Origin of the sequence: Methylobacterium sp., assembly GCF_019745455.1 — a bacterium.
GTDB lineage: Bacteria > Pseudomonadota > Alphaproteobacteria > Rhizobiales > Beijerinckiaceae > Methylobacterium.
The window spans coordinates 66,198-84,294 of sequence record NZ_JAIETD010000024.1 but is presented as its reverse complement, the minus strand read 5'-3'; the positions used below and the strand labels follow the sequence as shown (position 1 = coordinate 84,294).

The following is an 18,097-nucleotide window of genomic DNA, read 5'->3' as shown; positions in this document are numbered from 1 at the left end:
AATGACCGTGCCCACCCGCTCTGCAAAGTCGCATAAGAAGTCCGCAGGCACACCGACGATCCGGCTCGCGACCCTCGACGATCTCGACGCCCTCGTGGCCCTCGAACACGCCGCCTTCGCCAGCGATCAGGCCGAACGCCGTGCGATCCGCCATGCGATCCGGTCGGCCAGTATGTCGGTTCTGGTGGCGGTAGATGACGAAAAGGAAGGGGCCGAGGTCTTGGTCGCCGCTGCGACACTGGAACGCCGTCGCGGCACCCGGTTCTCGCGCCTGTCCTCGATTGCGGTCTCGCCGACACGAATCGGCCGCGGACTCGGGACGATCATGCTGCAAGCGGCGGAGGAGGATGCGCGCATCCATGCCTGCGCGGCGCTGCGGCTCGAAGTCCGGGCCGATAACGGCGCCGGCATCCGCCTCTACGAGCGCCACGGCTATAAGCGCTTCGCCGTCATCGAGGATTACTACGAGGACGGGATGGAGGCCTGGCGCTACGAAAAGGCGCTCTAGAGACCCCCTCCCCGACGAGGGGAGAGGGATGGGACTGCAAGGATCAGTCGCAGCTTTCCTTGGTCACCGACTTGCGATCGCCGAGCTCGTTCTCTTTGGTCACCGTCTTGGTGCGGCAGCCATCGCTGGTCTCGCGGCGCTCGACGGTCCTGGACTCGGAGGCCGGACGATCGACGACGACGCGGTCGGGACCGCCACGTTCGATGACGGTGGTCTGAGCCTGGGCGGCGGAGACGCCCGAGAGGGCCAGCACGGCAACGGCTAAGATTGAATAACGCATGCATCTCTCCATCAGGATGATGCGCCGTAACGGCGAGGGGGGCCGTACCGTTCCGGTTGGTCCTGGATGATTTGCCGAATTCTACTTGGAGTCGTTCCGCGAAATGTACTGTTAGAGCGCTACGGTTGTCGTGCCGCTTTCCTCGCCCTTATGGGAAGGAGCTGGAGGTAGGGTCATTGGGTGACCCGTTGCGGAGCCCAGCGGAACCACTCACCCCCGCCCCTCCCCACAAGGGGAGGGGACGTGCCTCAGCCCTCGATCTTCGAGAAATCCGCGACCTCGCGGGTGGCGGCGCGCAACGCGTTGAGGAGATAGAGGCGGTTCTCGCGAAGGCGCGGGTCGTCGGAATTGACCGTCACTTTCTCGAAGAAAGCATCGACCGGCACTCGAAGGGTCGAGAGCGCACGCATCGCGCCGGAAAAATCCTCGGCTGCCACTGCGGCGGACGCAGCCTCGCGGGCCGTCACCAGGGCTTCCGAGAGGGCCCGCTCCTCCGGCTCGCCGGATTGCGCGATCAGCGCCCGGTCTGGCTCGGCCTCGTAGCTGCGGCCGTCCTTCTTCTCCTCGATCCTGAGGATGTTGGCTGCGCGCTTGTAGCCGGCTAGCAGGTTCTTGCCGTCCTCGGTGTCGAGGAACTGACCGAGCGCTTCGACGCGCCGGACGACCATGAGGAGGTCATCCTGACCGGGCAGCGCGAAGACGGCATCGATCAGGTCGTGACGGGCGCCTTGGTCGCGGAGGTAGACTTTGAGACGGTCAGCGAAGAAGGACAGGAGGTCTGAAAGATACTCGTTCTCCTCCCGCGCCGGCGCGGCGACGCGCTCTTCACTTAAAAAGAAATCGGCGTCCTCCAGCACCGATCGGAGTTTCAAGGAAAGCTGCCGCTCTACAATGATCCGCGTGACACCTAACGCGGCTCGACGCAGAGCATAGGGGTCTTTACTCCCGGTTGGCTTCTCATCGATGGCCCAGAACCCCACCAACGTATCAATTTTGTCGGCCAGGGCCACGGCCACCGAGACCAAGTCGATCGGCACGCGATCGCTAGGACCAACAGGCTTGTAGTGCTCCTCGATGGCAGCCGAGACACTAGGATCTTCGCCCTGCAGTTCGGCGTAACACCGCCCCATGAATCCCTGAAGCTCAGGAAATTCACCGACCATCTCAGTGACGAGGTCGGCCTTTGCAAGTCGCGTTGCGATTTCAACGAGACCAAGGTCGGCGCCGATGTGCGAAGCCACGTTTCGCGCCAGGGACACAAGGCCTTTTACCCGCTCGCCCTGCGTCCCGAGCTTCTCGTGGAACACGATGCTGTCGAGCTTCGGCAGCCGGTCCTCGAGCTTCACCGCCTTGTCGGTCTCGAAGAAGAAGCGCGCATCCGAGAGCCGGGCGCGCACCACCCGCTCGTTGCCCGCTGTGATGGCGAGGCCGCCGTCGCTGGCGACGAGGTTCGAGGTCAGTATGAAGGCGGGGGCGAGCTCCTCGCTGCCGCTCTTGCGCAGCACGAAGCATTTCTGGTTGGCGCGGATCGTCGCCCGCACCGCCTCCGCGGGAATTTCGAGGAAGGCCTCGTCGAAGGTGCCGAGCAGCACGACCGGCCATTCCACCAGCCCGGCGACCTCCTCCAGCAGGCCTTCGTCCTCGACGAGGTCGAGGCCGCGGGCGAAGGCGAGGTCGCGGGCATCGTGCAGGATGATGTCCTTGCGCCGATCCGTGTCGAGGACGACGTGGGCGCGCTCCAGCGCCTGGACGTAATCGTCGAAGCGGCGCACCTCGATCGGGCCGGGCGAGAGGAAGCGGTGGCCGTAGGTCGTGGTGCCGGCCTCGATCCCGTCGATGGAGAAGGGCACCACGTCGGGCGTCTCGGTCTCGGGCCCGAAGGTGGCGACGATGGATTGCAGCGGGCGCACCCAGCGCAGAGAACCGGATTTCGCAGAGGCTGCGCCCCAGCGCATCGATTTCGGCCAGGGAAAGGACCGGATGATCTGCGGCAGGATCTCGGCGAGGACGTCGAGGGTCGGAAGGCCGGGCCGCTCGATGACGGCGACGTAGAACTCGCCCTTCTTCGGGTCGGTGACGATCGTCGCCTCGTCGAGGCTGTTGAGCCCGGCGCTCTTGAGGAAGCCCTGAACGGCCCCCTCCGGCGCGCCGACGCGCGGGCCCTTGCGCTCCTCGCGCACGTCCTGGCCGCGGGCTGGCAGCCCGGCGATGTGGAGCGCAAGGCGCCGCGGCGTCGCGAAGGCCTTGGCGCCCTCGTAGAGGAAGCCGCGCTCGACCAGGGCGTCGGTGACGAGCTTCCTGAGGTCGTCGGCCGCGCGCCGCTGCATGCGGGCGGGAATCTCTTCGGAGCGCAGTTCGAGGAGGAGATCGGGCATGGTCCGGGGGCCTGGACGCAAGCCTCGTCTGGGCCGCGTCGTGGGTTGCCGAGAACCGGCGGGGCCGGCTTAGTGGAGCCCGTGTAGAGAGGCGCGTGAACCCTGTCGAGAACGGCGACGCCCGGATCAGCGCGTCGACATGATCGCGACGAGGTCCCACCGCTCCTTGGTGAGCGAGCGGACATTGGCCACCATCCAGCTGCCGTTTTCCTTCACCATGTCGTAGCGCAGGTCCTGCGGAGTGCCGTTCGTGAAGCGCGCCTGGATTTCGGCCCGTTGGTCGTCGGCGGCGACGAGGCTCTACCGAAGCGTCTTTGCGAGGCCGTCCTGCCGGTCCTGGCCGTTCAGGTGATAGGCGAAGCCGAGCCGCCCGACCTCACCCTTCGCCTCCTGGGCATCCTTCTCGAACAATCCTCGCAAGGGGCGAGCGAGGAAGCGCAGATCGTTGATGTCGTCCGCCGCGTAGACCGCGCGGACCGTCTCGATCGGGTTCGTCGCGGATTGCCCCAGGACTGGGCCTGCTAGGAGGATCAGAGCGAGAGCAGTCGCAACGCGTCTCCGATGGATGCTTCTCACGCCGCCATTCCTCCGCCCGCCGTCTTCAGCCACGCCGCCCCACAGGCTTTTGCCAGTTCCCGCACCCGCAGGATGTAGCTCTGCCGCTCGGTCACCGAGATTACCCCGCGGGCGTCGAGCAGATTGAAGACGTGGCTTGCTTTGATGCACTGGTCGTAGGCCGGCTGCGCCATCAGGTGGCGCTCGGTCTCCGAAGCCGGTGCGCCGGCTTCGAGGTAGCTGCGGCAGGCCTTCTCCGCGTCCGTGAACTGGCGAAAGAGCATTGCCGTGTCGGCCGCCTCGAAATTGTGGCGCGAATATTCCTGCTCGGCCTGGAGGAAGACGTCGCCGTAGGAGACCTTCTCGTCGCCCTCGCCGCCGTTGAAGTTGAGGTCGTAGACGTTCTCGACGCCCTGGACGTACATGGCGAGGCGCTCCAACCCGTAGGTCAGCTCCCCCGCCACCGGCGCGCATTCGAAGCCGGCGACCTGCTGGAAATAGGTGAACTGGCTCACCTCCATTCCGTCGCACCAGCATTCCCAGCCGAGACCCCAGGCGCCCAGCGTCGGGCTTTCCCAATCGTCCTCGACGAAGCGGATGTCGTGGAGCTCCAGGTCGACGCCGATGGCGTCGAGCGAGGCGAGGTAGAGTTCCTGGAGGTTCGGCGGGTTCGGCTTCAGGATGACCTGGAATTGGTAATAGTGCTGCAGCCTGTTCGGGTTCTCGCCGTAACGCCCGTCCTTTGGGCGGCGCGAGGGCTGGACATAGGCGGCCTTCCAGGGCTTCGGTCCCAATGCCCTCAGCGTCGTCGCCGGATGAAAGGTCCCGGCGCCGACCTCCATGTCGTAAGGCTGCAGGATGACGCAGCCTTGTGCTGCCCAGAAGTTCTGCAGCGTCAGGATCAGGCCCTGGAACGATGTTCTCGGTGCGAGATCGATGGCGCTCGACATGGTCTTCGTGTCCGGTCTGTTCGAGGGACGGCCAGCGTTTAAGGGGGGAGCGCGCCCTGTCAACGCCCGACGCTCCGCGAAGATGTGCGGCCCGGCACACAATTCTGCCACGATTCCGAAGGGCAAGCGGAACTGTACGCCAGCAGCCAAGTTTATGCAGCAATCAAGGGGTTGGGGTCGTCTTCGAGACAGTCCCCAGAATCAGGGCACAAGGTCATGCGCCAGTCCGTCACCGTCTTCGCTGCGCTCGTCGTCGCTTCTCTCGCCGCGACACCTTTCGTCATGAGCGCCACGAACGCCCTCGCTACGCCCGAGCACACCGATGTCGCCGAGATGCCCGCTGCGGTGACTGCAATCGAGGTGGCGCCCGTTGCGGCTCCTGTGGTCGCTCTCGCTGCCGTCGAGACCTGTCAGCGCAAGATTCGTGTGGTCTATGCCGGCTACGCCTCGCCCGCCTGCACAACCGCTTCGCGCTGAGGCCTAGAGACCGAACCGCGCCCAAAGCGCTCGCTCCTCCAGGGCGCCTATGGCCTCCGAGGCAAGGCTCGCATTTGTACCGCCGGGCGTCGCCCGGCGCAGTATGCGGGCAAGGAGCGAGCCCTGGCGATCGGCGACGAGAGTCAACTCGACCTTGTCGCCGTAGCGTTCCCTCATTGTCGCGCGCAGATCCCCAAGGCCATCGACCAGTCCTAAAGGCAGAGCCTGACGGCCGGTCCAAACCGCGCCAGTGAATAGGTGTGTACCCTCGGGCAAGTTCGGGCGCCGCTCGCGGACCAGCTTGGTGAAGAGTTCCTGCACGTCGGCCTGGATCTCGAGCAGCCGCTCCACGTCCGCGGGGTTTTCGGGCCGGAACGGGTCCAGCATCGCCTTGGCTTCGCCCTGGGTATGGACGCGGCGCTCGATGCCGACGCGCTCGATCAGCTTGTCGAACCCGAACCCCGCCGAGACGACGCCGATCGAGCCGACGAGGGAGGCAGGATCGGCGATGATCTCGTCGGCGGCACATGCGATCATGTAGCCGCCCGAAGCCGCCACATCCTCCAAGAAGGCGAAGACCTTGAGGTTCTTCTCGGCCGCCAGTGCCCGGATGCGGCGGTAAATCAGATGCGACTGCACCGGCGATCCGCCAGGGGAATTGATGACAAGGGCGACAGCGGTGACGCCCTTCAGCGTGAAGCCCCGTTCGAGGCTGCCGGCGAGGCCGGCAATGGACAGACCAGCCCTGAACGGAGAAACGGCACCGATCGCGCCGTTAAGGCGAATGATTGCGATCCGCGGCGGGGATTTGCGCCAGCGCGCCGGTACCAACGTCCTGAGCCACTTCGAAAAAGCCGTTGCCATGGGTCCTCGATCGCCTCGTCGTCACTTGGCTGCAGCCTTACCACGGCTCGGTTTCGGACCGCGGCTTCCCCGTCGCCGCACCGACCGCTCTCATGCCTCACCGCGATGCATAGCCTCCACGGCCGGCGTGAAGCGCCCCTCCGCATCCTGCAGGACGAGCGGCGGCAGCAGCATCATGGGCGCGCGGCTCCCCTTGCGGGCCGTCGCCAGAATTCGGATCGCGGGGCGATCGTCGCGCGCATGGACGGGACGGACCGCGATGGCGCCAAAACGGTTACCCAATGCGTCGAGGCATTGGCCGAGGGCATCAGCCCGATGCACCAGGCCCAGCCTGCCATCGGCAGCGAGCACGTCGGCACAGGTTCGGACCCAGCCGTCGAGGTCACCCTTACCGAAGCTGTGAGCGTCTCGCTTGCCTGGATGTGGCGAGTTCCGATGGCGAGCCTCGTCGAAGAAGGGGGGGTTCGTGAGGACGAGATCGGCCATTCCGGGCGTCAAACCTGCGGAATGACGTTCGCGGCCTGGACTCAGAATGTCGGCCTCGACGACTCTCACACGGCCGGTCATCCCGTTGTTCTCGACATTCTCGCGCGCCAGCCCGGTGAGCCCGGAATCCCGCTCCACCAGGACCACTCGGCACTCCGGATGTAGGAGCGCAACGGCAAGGCCCACCGCGCCCGTCCCGGCTCCGAGATCGAAGATCGTAGCGCCTGGATCCGGCCTCAACAGATGGGCAAGCAGGACGGCGTCGGTCCCGGCCCGGTGGCCACCGCGCTCGGGCTGGCGTAGCCGCAGGCGCCCGCCGAACCAAAGGTCTGCCTGGTCGGTCACGGAGCTCGCAGCTCGTGGGCGAGACCCGCATCGGTGAGCAGCCGCCGCGCCTGCCGGGCATGGTCGTCGGGAACCAAGAGCCGTCTTGCGAAAGCTCCGATCGAGCCCTCCAGCAGGCTCATGTGCTGGTCCGCGACGAGGACGGGAATATCGGCGCCTTCGAGAAGCGATTGCGCAAAGCCCATCAGGACGATGTCGTTGCTGCGGATCAGTTCCGTCATGAGGATCGTGTCTCCGGTCGCCCGTCGGAATGGGCGCGAACAGGCCAACGGCGGCCGCCTGGGGGGAAAGGCTTAGCCGGTTTCGTTGCGGCATGCTGCGTGTTGCGGGCGCGGGGGCAGCATGCCATGGGGAGCCTGAGAGGTGAGCCCGCGGGCGCCGAGGACGGCGGAGCGGGCCGCGGCCGGCATGGTCCTATCGCGGGCTCGGTCAGCATGGAGGCTAGGCCCATTGGGTGTCGTGGTTCCCTTCGATGAGGGCCGCTCCGATCCGGAAGCGAGCCTGAACGATCTCGTCGCGCTGGTGGCCAAAGGGATGGAGCGCGTCAACGCGACGATCCTGTCCCGGACGGGCTCCGAGGTCGAGATGATCCCGGAGGTGGCCAATCACCTCATCGCCTCGGGCGGCAAGCGCCTGCGCCCGATCCTCACCCTCGCGACCGCCGACCTCTGCGGTTATGCCGGGGGGGAGGGGGCGGTGAAGCTCGCCGCGAGCGTCGAATTCATGCACACGGCGACGCTCCTTCACGACGACGTCGTGGACGAGAGCGACATGCGCCGCGGCCGGGTCGCCGCCCGCATCAAGTGGGGCAACGAGGCCAGCGTCCTCGTAGGCGACTTCCTCCTCGGCCAGGCCTTCCGGATGATGGTCGAAGTCGGTTCGCTCCGAGCGCTGGACATCCTCTCGGCGGCAGCCACCGTCATCGCCGAGGGCGAGGTGATGCAGCTCACCGCCGCCAAGAACACCGAGACCAGCGAGGACGAGTATCTCGCCGTCATCCGCGCCAAGACCGCAGAGCTCTTCGCCGCCGCCTGCGAAGTCGGGCCGGTCCTCGCCGATCGCCCGCGGGCGGAACAGGCGGCCTGCCGCTCCTATGGAATGAATCTCGGCATCGCCTTCCAGCTCGTGGACGACGCCCTCGATTACGGCGGCACCAGCGCCTCGCTCGGCAAGAATGTCGGCGACGATTTTCGCGAGGGTAAGATCACCCTGCCGATCGTCCTCGCCTTCCGCCGAGGCAGCGACGAGGAGCGGTCGTTCTGGCGCCGGACGCTCGAACAGGGCGAGGTGACCGATGCCGACCTGGACACGGCCCTGGCCATCCTGCGTCGCCATAAAGCCCTCGACGATACGATCGAGCGCGCCCGCCATTATGGGGCGATGGCCCGTGACGCGCTGGCGCTGTTTCCGAACAGCCCGATGAAGCTGGCACTCCTCAAGGTCGTCGACTTCTGCATCGCTCGGGCCCACTGAGCGGAGCAACAGCCGGATTTTGTTTCGTCAGGCGGCCCGCATGGCCGCCTCGGCAGCGATCTCCTGGCGTTGGGCCTCTGCTGCGCCGTCGAGAACCACGTTGCCGTCCTTGTCGGACCATTCGGCGAGCAGCAGGTCGGTGGCCTGCTTGCCCAGAGGCGCACCGAACAGGTAGCCCTGTCCGTAGGTGCAGCCCTGATTGGCCAGCCAATCGACGCTCGACGCGTTCTCGATCCCCTCGGCCGTCGTGACGAGACCGAGACTGGAGCCGAGCGCGATGATGGCGTCGACGAGCCTTGCCCGCTCGGAGCCAAGCGGAATCGACGAAACGTAGCTTCGGTCGATCTTGAGCTTGTCGAACTGGAGCTCGCGCAGGTGGTAGAGACTGGAATAGCCTGTGCCGAAATCGTCGAGCGCGATGCGGACCCCGAGATTCTGGAGCGATTTCAATGCAATGCGAGCGGATTCGAGATCATTGACGAGCGCCGTCTCGGTGATCTCGATCTCCAGTCGGCTCGGAGCGAAGCCCGTCTCGGTCAAGATCGCAAGCACCCGCTCGGGCATCTGCTTGTCCTGAAGCTGCAGCGGTGAAATGTTGACGGCGAGCTGGAGATGAGACGGCCAGGAACGGGCATCCCAGCAGGCCTGGCGCATCAAGGACCAGCTCAGGTCGGCGATCATGCCGGTCTCTTCAGCCAGAGTGATGAAATCGGCCGGATTCATCAATCCATGGTCGGGATGACGCCAGCGCGCCAGCACTTCGAATCCAATCAGTTCGCGTCCTGGCAGCGCCACCACCGGCTGGTAGAACGGTTCGATCTCGCCGCGCTCGATACCCGTGCGCAGCTCCTGTTCGAGGCGAGCTCTCACCTTGAGCGCGTGCCCCATCTCGAGTTGGAAGAAGCGGTAAGTGCTGCGTCCGTCGCGCTTGCCTTGGTACATTGCCACGTCGGCGGCATGCAGGAGAGCTTCGGCGGTCGAAGTTTCGACTGTAGCGAGGGCGATGCCGACGGTCGCGCCGATCTCGAGATGCCCGGCGCCCCATGGGATCGGCTGCGACAAGGTCGTGATGATCTGCTGGGCAAGCCGGCTCACGCCGTCCGTATCGATGCCGTAGTCGAACAGGACGGCGAATTCGTCGCCACCGAGGCGAGCAGCGGTGTTTCCGGCAGGAATGACGAGTCGCAGACGATCGGCGACCGCACAGAGGACGGCGTCACCGGCGGCATGGCCGTGAACGTCGTTGATCGGCTTGAAGCGGTCGAGATCGATCTGAATCACCGCGATGCTCGGGACACCCCTCGCTCCGTCGATGCGCATGTCCAGCAGCTCACGGAAGAGCCGGCGGTTGGCAAGTCCGGTCATCGCATCGTGGCGCGCGACCGCTTCGGCATGGGCCTGGGCTCCATCGCGAGCCATCATGACGCGGCGAAGCTTCAGAGACTTGCGCACGGCAGCGACCACGACGCCAAGGGTCATGCAGATGGCGAGCAACATCATGTGCTCGAGCCCATGCAGGGTCATGAAGGAGAGAACGACCGTGAACACCCCGAGCTGCGTGCCGATGATCCAGATGCAGGCACCGATCATCATCAGCGAAAGCAGCTCGCGCAGCTCGCCCTCGGCCCAGGACGCGGATGTGTCGTCTCTCATTCGCTGATCTCCTTGGAGACCAGCCTTACCGTTCCGCCCCTTTCACGGCGGTAAACGAGGCACGAGCAGGGACCGGCAGGACAACGAAATCTAGCGAATTTTCCCGTTTCAAACCGGTCGATCAAATCGATTCAGAATACCGATTTATACACGATAACCGCGAGTACTTCGCAGCCCGGCAGTTCCGTTGAACAAGTGCTGTGCATCAGCGGAGCACGACAGGCTTCACCCACCATCCAGCTTCAGCCGCACGGATCCTGCGCGCGGCCCGAACGGCAGCCGTTCGATCGCTGAACAAGCCGAAGGCGGTGGCTCCGGAACCGGACATCCGGGCGAGGCGACAGCCGGGCTGTCCACGCAGTGTCTCGAGCACTGCGCCGATCACCGGTGCGACCGTAAGCGCAGGCGCCTCGAGATCGTTGCGCGCAGGTTCGAGGGCGGCGATGACAGCATCCCTGTTCGAGCAAGTGGTCATGGCAGGGTGTGCCAAGCCCGGATGGCGCGCACCGACTGCCAGTCCCAGAGCCCGGAAGACCGGTGCCGTCGAGACTGCAACTCCCGGGTTGATGAGGAGTGCAGGGAGCGGCGGTAAGTCGACTGCTTCGCCGACACTCTCTCCGGCCCCGCACATCATCCGCGCTCTCGGCTCCAGACATACCGGCACATCGGCTCCGGTGCGGCGCGCGGCCTCGATGACAGCGGGATGAGTGATCGCAAGATCGTTGTGACGAGCGAGCAGCCGCAGTGCAGCGGCGGCGTCGGAAGACCCGCCCCCGATCCCCGCGGCAACAGGCAGGCGCTTCACGAGATGGAAGTGACCCCAATGCAGGTTCGGCATCGCTGAAGCGAGATGTCGAGCGGCCCTGATGACGAGGTTGTCGTCCAGGGGGCCGGCCGGACCTGCGGTCGGACCAGACGTCGTCAGGGCAAGGTCGGAACCGGGATCGAGGATGAGTGTGTCGCCCGATCCGGTGAACGCTACTAGGCTTTCCAGCTCATGGTAGCCGTCCCCCTCCCGGCGTCCGAGAATATGAAGGCTCAGGTTGACCTTCGCCGGGGCACGGGTGACGAGACGGGACACGGACCCTCGGTAGGGCAAAGGTGGGTGAACAGGCTAGCTCGCCGCCTATGGCTGGGCGGAGCCCAGGAGGTCAAGCTGCCGCGCTTCCGTGTCAGCCTCCGCTCTTCTTGTCCGCGGCACCGGGCGGCTCGTTCGGGGCGGGCGCGCCTTTAGGGAGCTCTGGGTTCGCCTGTGCGGGCGGCGGGTTCTCCGCGGTGGCGGCCGGCTTGTCGAGCTCGGGAAGGCCGTCCTTGAGCTTGGCGTTGATTTTCTCGAGATCTTCGGGCTCAGGATTCAGGTCCTTGGCGTGCTGCCACTGGAACTTGCCTTCGAGCCGACGGCCGGCCCGCCAATAGGCGTCGCCGAGATGGTCGTTGATCGTCGGGTCGCCCGGCTTCAGTTCGATCGCCTTCTCCAGCTCACGAACGGCGTCGTCCCAACGGCCGAGGCGGAAGTACGCCCAGCCCAGGCTATCGATGATCATGCCGTCGCGGGGGCTCGCATCCACCGCCTGCTTCAGCATGGTGAAGGCTTCGTCGATGTTGATGTTCTGATCGACCCAGGAATAGGCGAGATAGTTCAGCACCTGGGCACGGGCGCCGGGCTGGGTCGGCGGAACCAGTTCGAGCGCCTTCTTGAGGTCGGCTTCCGCTTTGGGCCATTCCTTGGCCCGCTCATAGGCGGTCCCACGGAAATAGAAGGTCGTCCAGTAGCTGGCGGCCGGCTGAGCGCCGATGAGGTCGATGGCCTTGGTGTAGGTCGCCGCGGCCTCCGCGTATTTCTTGCGCGAGCGCTGGACGTTGCCCAATGCGGTAACCGCGTCGATATCGTTCGGATGTGCCTTCATCACGGCATTGAGGTGCTGGAGCGCCTCGTCGCCCTTGCCCATCTGCTCGAGGTTTAGGCCGATCTGGATGTCGGCGTTCAGGCGAAGCGGCGAGGCGGCGGGGATCTGAGCATAGGCCTCGTTGGCCCGCTCGGTCTGCTTCATCCTGTCGAGGAGGTCGGCGAGGGTGAGGCGGGCCAGAGCGTGGTCGGGCGCGAGGTAGAGGGCAAGACGCAGATAGACGACTGCAGGCAACTCGTCGCCCTGCGTCGAGCCGGCCGACCCGAGGCCATAGAGCACCTCGGCCGCGCCCTCCTGTGCGGTGGTGACGAGACGCCCGAGAGGCCTGCCGGCCTTGAGCTTGTCCAGGCCGTCACGCACGATCGGGTGGCGGGGCATCAGCTGGTCGAATTCGGTATAGGCCTGGATCGCCAGATCGGTGCGGCCCGCCTGCGCCTCGAACCTTCCGTAGGCGTCGACGATGCGAAGCGTGTTTCGATCGGCGTCGTAGGCCGCTTTCAGACGGCGCTCGGCCTCGGCCTGGTCTCCGACAACGCTGGCGATCAAGCCGGCATGATAGTCGCGAAATGTATTGTAGTAGCGTTCGCCCTTGAGCTTGGAGACCGTTTCCATCGCCCGCTTGGCGTCGTTGGCGCCCGCATAGGACCAGGCCGAGAGCAGCGTTCCCGTGAGGTCGGCAGCCGCGCCTCGGCCACTGCGGGCGAAGTTCTGGCGTGCCTGAGCGAACTGGCCCGCCTTGATCTGGCGCACGCCCAAGGCGAGCTGCGCGAGTCCGTTGGAGCCGTCCTTGGCGGTCAGGCGCTCGGCGGTCCGGAATGCGTCCGGGAGAGCGCCATCGGCCAGCAGCGAGATGAAAGCGCGCTCCTGAAGCTCGGCATTGCGAGGATCGGCCTTCAGGGCCTCGCGATAGAAGGTTGCCGCTGCGGCCGTGTCTCGCGAGGCACCGGCGATGTACGCGGAGAGGAAGTTCCCCTCCAGGGACTCCGCCGGCTCGAAGCTCGATACGGGTGTCGATTCCCGAGGCTGCGTCGCCTGTGCGTGAGCCGGCAGGGCCACCGTTGCGAGAAGCGAGAAGGCGAGAAGGGTCCGCCGTGCAGCGTGTGCGGTCATCGGTCTTCCGTTCATGTGCGCGCGTGCCGGCTCCGCGAGGGCCTCGCCGGCGGTTCAGGCCAGCGTCGGATCGGGCGCGGACACTGGACTCTTCCCGCCATCCCCGCAAGGCGAAAGGATGGCGGGCGACGTCGCGCCTTGGCGCTCACATGTTCGGGTAGTTCGGCCCGCCCGGACCCTCCGGCGTGACCCAATTGATGTTCTGGTTGGGGTCCTTGATATCGCATGTCTTGCAGTGGACGCAGTTCTGCGCGTTGATCTGATAGCGCACCCCGTCTGAAGCCGCGGCTTCCGCCACCCATTCGTAGACGCCGGCCGGGCAGTAGCGTGCCGATGGTCCTCCGTAGACGTCGTGCTCTGAGACCTTCTGCAGACCCATATCCTTCACGTTGAGGTGTGGCGGCTGGTCCTCCTCGTGGTTGGTGTTCGAGAGGTAGACCGAGGACAGGCGGTCGAAGGTTAGGACGCCGTCGGGCTTCGGGTAGACGATCGGCTTCACCTCGGCGATCGGCTTGGTGCAGGCATGATCGGGCTTGCCGTGTCCGAGCGTGCCGAAGGGCGAGACGCCGAGGATGGTGTTCGCCCACATGTCGAGCCCGCCGAGGCCGACGCCGGCCAGGGTACCGTAGCGCGACCACAGCGGCTTCACGTTGCGCACCGGCTTCAGGTCGCGACCGATCTCGCTGTCGCGCCAACCGGCATCGTAGTCGGCGAGCTCGTCGCCCTGGCGTCCGGACGCCAAGGCCGAGGCGATGGAATCTGCCGCCTGCATGCCGGACAGGACCGCGTTGTGGGAGCCCTTGATGCGCGGCACGTTCACGAAGCCGGCGGAATCGCCGACGAGGCAGCCTCCTGGGAAGACGAGCTTTGGCACCGATTGCCAGCCGCCCTCCATGATCGCGCGGGCGCCGTAGCCGATGCGCTTGGCGCCCTCGAAGACTTCGCGGATCATCGGGTGGGTCTTGAAGCGCTGGAACTCCTCGAACGGCGACAGGGTCGGGTTCTCGTAGTTCAGGTGTGTGACGAAGCCGACCGAAAGCAGGTGGTCGTCGAAATGGTAGAGCCAGGAGCCGCCACCGGCCTTGTTCGGCAACGGCCAACCCATGGTGTGCTGGACGAGACCCGGCTGGAACTTGTCGGGCGAGAGCTGCCACAGCTCCTTGACGCCGAGGCCGTATTTCTGGTGGTCGCTGTTCGCGTTGAGCCTGAACCGGTCGATCAGCGTCTTCGTGAGCGAGCCGCGAGCACCTTCGCCGAAGACCGTGTACTTGCTGCGCAATTCCATTCCGCGGGTGTAGTCGTCGCGCGGCTCGCCGGACTTGCCGATGCCGAGATCGCCGGTGGCGATGCCGACGACAGCCCCCCTCTCGTCGTAGAGGATCTCCGAAGCCGGGAAGCCCGGATAGACCTCGACGCCGACCTCCTCGGCCTTGCGGCCCAGGAATTTCGTGACGTTGGACAGCGACCCGACGAAGTTGCCGTGGTTGCTCATGAATTTCGGAAAGAACAGGTTCGGCATCGTGACGCCGCTGTTCTTCGTCAGCATCATGAACTCGTCGCGCTCGACGGCGGTCTTGAGCGGCCTGTCGGGATCGTCGCGCCATTCCGGAACGAGCTTGTCTAGGCCGAGGGGATCGATCACCGCGCCCGACAGGATGTGGGCGCCGACCTCCGAACCCTTCTCGACGACGACGACGCTGATCTCGTTTCCCGTCTCCGCCGAGAGCTGTTTCAGGCGGATCGCTGCAGCGAGGCCAGCCGGCCCTGCACCCACGATCACCACGTCGAAATCCATCGCCTCGCGTTCCGGCAGCGCCATTCTCGATGTCTCCCCAAAATTCACGTAACCCGATCCAGCGCCGTGGCGCGTCCAGAGGCCGCCATCGCGAGATACGGGTGCTGATAACACTCTGAACCCATTCCAACCTGCGAACGCAAGTCGATAGTTTATATATGAACTGTCGCAGCCTTCCCAAGCCCGACCATTTCATGGTCCTACGAGAGAGAGCACGGATGGTTGTCCACAGGCCGTCCATGCTCCACATCAAGTTCATGAGCGAGATGCACGACGAGCGCCGCGACCTGATCGATTACCTCGATTTCCACGTCGAAGCCGGTGTGGATCTCACCCTCGACGAACGCCCGCACGACCGTTTCGCAGAGATACAGCCGGGTGTCGAAGAAGCTGGTTTTCGTGAGGAACCGAAGGCACGAGCCCCAACCTCTCCGCGGCCTGCGCTTGCCGTGCAAGCGCCTACTGCGTCTCCACCGATCCAAACCTTCGGACGGTCTGCCTCGGCGCGGCCCGAAGTTGCAGCGGGCGATGCGAGAGCCCAGGCAAAGGATTGCTCCACCCTCGCCGAGCTTGAGGCGCTTCTGGCGACTTTCGACGGCTGTCCGCTCAAGTTTACGGCAAAGAACCTCGTGTTTGCCGATGGCAATCCCGATGCGAAGCTGATGTTCGTCGGCGAGGCCCCCGGCGCCGACGAGGATCGCATCGGCAAGCCCTTCATGGGACGTTCCGGCCAACTCCTCGACCGGATGATGGCCGCGATCGGCCTCGACAGGACGAAAGCCTATGTCACGAACATCGTGCCCTGGCGCCCGCCGGGGAACCGCAACCCGACGCCGCAAGAAGTGGCGATCTGTCGGCCTTTCATTGAACGGCAGATCGAGCTCGCCGATCCCGACCTCATCGTCTGCCTCGGAAGCCCCGCGACCCAGGCACTGACCGGCACCAAGGATGGAATTCTGAAGGCACGCGGTCGCTTCTTCCCCTATCAGGTCGGAAACCGTCAGATCCGTGCGCTGGCGGCCTTGCATCCAGCCTATCTGCTGCGCCAGCCCGTCCAGAAGCGCCTCGCCTGGCGCGACCTCCGCCTGCTCAGGAATGCCCTCGACGGAAAGGCCTGACGAAGCCTGGAATGGGCTTGACCGCAGCCGCGCGGATGCTCACGGAACCGTTACGCTCGTCCTCGACTTAGTTGGTGTCGGCGTCGAACCCGACGAACGCCGAAGACAGGTGGTAGCCTCGACATGCGCTGGCAGGATTTTGGTTCGTCCGACAATGTCGAGGACCGCCGCGGCGAAGGCGGCGGAGGAGGCGGGTTCGGGTTTCCCGGTGGCGGCGCCGGTGGACTTGGCATCGGCACCATCGTCATCCTCTGCATCATCGGCTGGGTCACGGGCATCAACCCGGCCATCCTCATCGGCGGCGCCGAGCAGATGACCGGAGGACGCGAGCCGCAGCAGGAGCGTGTGGGCCCGCAGACCAGGTCACAGCGCAGTAACAAGCCCACCGATGAGAACGGGCGCTTCGCCTCGGCAATCCTCAAGAACACCGAGGATGTCTGGAGCCAGGTCCTCCCCAACCAGACCGGCAAGCAGTACCGGCCGACGACAATGGTCCTCTACACCGGCGGCACCCGCAGCGGCTGCGGCTCGGCCAAGGCGGCGATGGGGCCGTTCTACTGCCCACTCGACAAGAAGGTCTATCTCGACACCTCCTTCTTCAAGGAAATGGAGCGCAAGTTCGGCGTGAAGGGCGATTTCGCCTACGCCTACGTCATCGCTCATGAGGTCGGTCACCACATCCAGGGCGAACTCGGGATTCTCGGCAAGGTTCAGTCCCGCCAGCAGGCCGCCGGACAGGTCGAGGGCAACCGCCTCTCGGTCCGTGTCGAGCTGATGGCCGATTGCCTCGCTGGCGTCTGGGCGAAGAACTCGAACGACAAGTACAATTCACTGGAGCAGGGCGACATCGAAGAGGCGATGCAGGCCGCCAGCGCCATCGGAGACGACAAGCTGCAGGAGCAGTCCCAGGGCTACGCTGTCCCGGATTCCTTTACCCACGGCTCGTCGGCGCAGCGCATGCGCTGGTTCATGACCGGCTACAAGAGTGGGCAGACCCGCTCCTGCGACACCTTCCGCGCGGCGGCGAATTGATCAGATCAGTGGAGATTTGAGACCCGATAGGGCGTAGGTTCAGAGCCTATGCCGCTTCGAGGATCGGGACCATGGTCGCCTTCGACAAGACACGCTCGTTCATTCCCCTCTCCATTGCGGTTCTCACGGTGTCCGACACGCGCGTGGCCGAGGACGACCGGTCCGGCGATACTCTGGTCGACCGCCTGAGCAGCGCCGGCCATGGCCTTGCGGCGAGGGCGATCGTTCCCGATGAGGTCCAGGCGATCCGGGCCCGTGTCGAGGAGTGGATCCGAGATCCTGCGATCGACGTGGTGATCACGACGGGAGGGACCGGCTTCACCGGCCGCGACGTGACGCCCGAAGCTCTTGAACCCTTATTCGAGAAGCGCATGGACGGTTTCTCGGCAGTGTTCCACCGTATCTCATACGACAAGATCGGCACCTCGACGCTTCAGTCGCGGGCGACGGCGGGGGTAGCGGCGGCGACTTACATCTTCGTACTCCCAGGCTCTCCCGGCGCCTGCCGCGACGCCTGGGACGGGATCCTGGCGGCACAGCTCGACTACCGCCACCGGCCCTGCAACTTCGTCGAGATCATGCCGCGCCTGGACGAACATCTCAGGCGAGGGGCGACGATCAGCGTCTGAGCACTTAAGGATGATCGAGGCGGGCCGAGAGTTTGCGCGGGCGTAGGCGCGGCGACAGATTCGGCCCGGCGAGAAGACGCTCCCGCCTGACGACATCACCCGCACGGGGATGCCTGACGCCGATCACCCGCTCGCCGCGGGCGGCGATCCGGGTCGGAAGAGCCGCATGGGGGCGGCGTAGCCGCCCGAGACCGATGTCGGGTCTCGCTGTGCCGATGAAGCGATCGAGTGTCCGAATCCAGCCTTCCACCGGAACGTCGCCCGCTTCGAGGCAGAGCACCCATTCGCGTCGTGCGGCTTCGGCTCCGGCAGTCCAGGGTCCGGTTCCGCGCCGGTGCACGACCAGGGTTGCACCCGTCGCCTCCGCGACGGTGTCGATCGCGGGATGGTGCGACGGAACGACGATGACGGCATCGCCGACGAGCCCTGCCGCCACGCCAGCAACCAGGGCAGCGAGGGTATCGGCGAGGCGGTCTACGGCAACCGGATCGCCCGGACGTTCGACATGGATCAAAGCCGAGATCATGCGCGCCCATACCG

General features: G+C 65.5%; 18 protein-coding genes. 6 read left to right on the top strand and 12 right to left on the bottom strand.

The window, feature by feature from the left end:
* The first annotated feature begins 7 nt into the window (after nt 1-7).
* A complete protein-coding gene (locus tag K2Y56_RS04410; RefSeq protein ID WP_292505525.1) occupies nt 8-508 on the top strand; it encodes an N-acetyltransferase in 501 nt (166 codons plus the stop codon).
* A gap of 43 nt (nt 509-551) precedes the next feature.
* On the opposite strand, the gene K2Y56_RS04405 is transcribed toward K2Y56_RS04410, so the two are convergent.
* The 4 genes from K2Y56_RS04405 to K2Y56_RS04390 form a co-directional block, all read right to left on the bottom strand.
* A complete protein-coding gene (locus tag K2Y56_RS04405) occupies nt 552-788 on the bottom strand; it encodes a hypothetical protein (protein WP_292505523.1) in 237 nt (78 codons plus the stop codon).
* Nucleotides 789-1,036: 248 nt separating this feature from the next.
* The gene (glyS, locus tag K2Y56_RS04400; protein WP_292505522.1) at nt 1,037-3,163 is read right to left on the bottom strand and encodes a glycine--tRNA ligase subunit beta; all 2,127 of its coding nucleotides are present in this window, start codon (nt 3,161-3,163) and stop codon (nt 1,037-1,039) included.
* A 300-nt stretch (nt 3,164-3,463) separates the two neighbouring features.
* The gene (locus K2Y56_RS04395) at nt 3,464-3,739 is read right to left on the bottom strand and encodes a hypothetical protein (protein WP_292505520.1); all 276 of its coding nucleotides are present in this window, start codon (nt 3,737-3,739) and stop codon (nt 3,464-3,466) included.
* Nucleotides 3,736-4,668, bottom strand: a complete 933-nt coding sequence (locus tag K2Y56_RS04390) for a glycine--tRNA ligase subunit alpha (RefSeq protein WP_292505518.1) — start codon at nt 4,666-4,668, stop codon at nt 3,736-3,738. The genes K2Y56_RS04395 and K2Y56_RS04390 overlap by 4 nt, the downstream gene beginning before the upstream one ends.
* Before the next feature lie 216 nt (nt 4,669-4,884).
* Here K2Y56_RS04390 and K2Y56_RS04385 point away from each other — a divergent pair, with 216 nt between their 5' ends.
* Nucleotides 4,885-5,145, top strand: coding sequence for a hypothetical protein (locus K2Y56_RS04385; RefSeq protein WP_292505516.1), 261 nt, complete (start codon nt 4,885-4,887; stop codon nt 5,143-5,145).
* Between the two features lie 3 nt (nt 5,146-5,148).
* Here K2Y56_RS04385 and K2Y56_RS04380 read toward each other — a convergent pair whose 3' ends face one another.
* From K2Y56_RS04380 to K2Y56_RS04370, 3 genes are all read right to left on the bottom strand, one after another.
* Complete coding sequence (locus tag K2Y56_RS04380; RefSeq protein WP_292505514.1) at nt 5,149-6,009, bottom strand: S49 family peptidase; 861 nt, start codon at nt 6,007-6,009, stop codon at nt 5,149-5,151.
* 90 nt (nt 6,010-6,099) lie between these two features.
* The gene (locus K2Y56_RS04375) at nt 6,100-6,840 is read right to left on the bottom strand and encodes a methyltransferase (protein WP_292505513.1); all 741 of its coding nucleotides are present in this window, start codon (nt 6,838-6,840) and stop codon (nt 6,100-6,102) included.
* The gene (locus tag K2Y56_RS04370; protein WP_292505512.1) at nt 6,837-7,061 is read right to left on the bottom strand and encodes a DUF2007 domain-containing protein; all 225 of its coding nucleotides are present in this window, start codon (nt 7,059-7,061) and stop codon (nt 6,837-6,839) included. The genes K2Y56_RS04375 and K2Y56_RS04370 overlap by 4 nt, the downstream gene beginning before the upstream one ends.
* 229 nt (nt 7,062-7,290) lie before the next feature.
* Between K2Y56_RS04370 and K2Y56_RS04365 the strand changes: the two genes are divergently transcribed.
* Entirely contained in the window at nt 7,291-8,313 is a 1,023-nt protein-coding gene (locus tag K2Y56_RS04365) for a polyprenyl synthetase family protein (RefSeq protein WP_292505510.1), read from the top strand.
* A 27-nt stretch (nt 8,314-8,340) separates the two neighbouring features.
* On the opposite strand, the gene K2Y56_RS04360 is transcribed toward K2Y56_RS04365, so the two are convergent.
* The 4 genes from K2Y56_RS04360 to K2Y56_RS04345 all read right to left on the bottom strand — a co-directional run bounded on the left by K2Y56_RS04360 (nt 8,341) and on the right by K2Y56_RS04345 (nt 14,802).
* Nucleotides 8,341-9,966 (bottom strand): EAL domain-containing protein, encoded by a 1,626-nt coding sequence (locus tag K2Y56_RS04360; protein WP_292505508.1) that lies wholly within the window; start codon nt 9,964-9,966, stop codon nt 8,341-8,343.
* Nucleotides 9,967-10,171: 205 nt separating this feature from the next.
* On the bottom strand, nt 10,172-11,047 hold the full coding sequence (locus K2Y56_RS04355) for a 4-(cytidine 5'-diphospho)-2-C-methyl-D-erythritol kinase (RefSeq protein ID WP_292505506.1): 876 nt from the start codon (nt 11,045-11,047) through the stop codon (nt 10,172-10,174).
* Between the two features lie 91 nt (nt 11,048-11,138).
* Nucleotides 11,139-12,983, bottom strand: coding sequence for a tetratricopeptide repeat protein (locus K2Y56_RS04350; protein ID WP_292505504.1), 1,845 nt, complete (start codon nt 12,981-12,983; stop codon nt 11,139-11,141).
* Nucleotides 12,984-13,128: 145 nt separating this feature from the next.
* On the bottom strand, nt 13,129-14,802 hold the full coding sequence (locus K2Y56_RS04345) for an electron transfer flavoprotein-ubiquinone oxidoreductase (protein ID WP_292505502.1): 1,674 nt from the start codon (nt 14,800-14,802) through the stop codon (nt 13,129-13,131).
* Between the two features lie 233 nt (nt 14,803-15,035).
* On the opposite strand from K2Y56_RS04345, the gene K2Y56_RS04340 reads away from it, so the two are divergent.
* The 3 genes from K2Y56_RS04340 (at nt 15,036) to moaB (ending at nt 17,557) form a co-directional block, all read left to right on the top strand.
* The gene (locus K2Y56_RS04340) at nt 15,036-15,896 is read left to right on the top strand and encodes a uracil-DNA glycosylase (protein ID WP_292505699.1); all 861 of its coding nucleotides are present in this window, start codon (nt 15,036-15,038) and stop codon (nt 15,894-15,896) included.
* 123 nt (nt 15,897-16,019) lie between these two features.
* Nucleotides 16,020-16,928, top strand: coding sequence for a neutral zinc metallopeptidase (locus K2Y56_RS04335; RefSeq protein WP_292505500.1), 909 nt, complete (start codon nt 16,020-16,022; stop codon nt 16,926-16,928).
* Between the two features lie 71 nt (nt 16,929-16,999).
* On the top strand, nt 17,000-17,557 hold the full coding sequence (moaB, locus tag K2Y56_RS04330) for a molybdenum cofactor biosynthesis protein B (RefSeq protein ID WP_292505498.1): 558 nt from the start codon (nt 17,000-17,002) through the stop codon (nt 17,555-17,557).
* Nucleotides 17,558-17,561: 4 nt separating this feature from the next.
* Here the strand turns inward: moaB and K2Y56_RS04325 are convergent, their stop codons facing one another.
* The gene (locus K2Y56_RS04325; RefSeq protein WP_292505496.1) at nt 17,562-18,083 is read right to left on the bottom strand and encodes a hypothetical protein; all 522 of its coding nucleotides are present in this window, start codon (nt 18,081-18,083) and stop codon (nt 17,562-17,564) included.
* Nucleotides 18,084-18,097 lie beyond the last annotated feature (14 nt).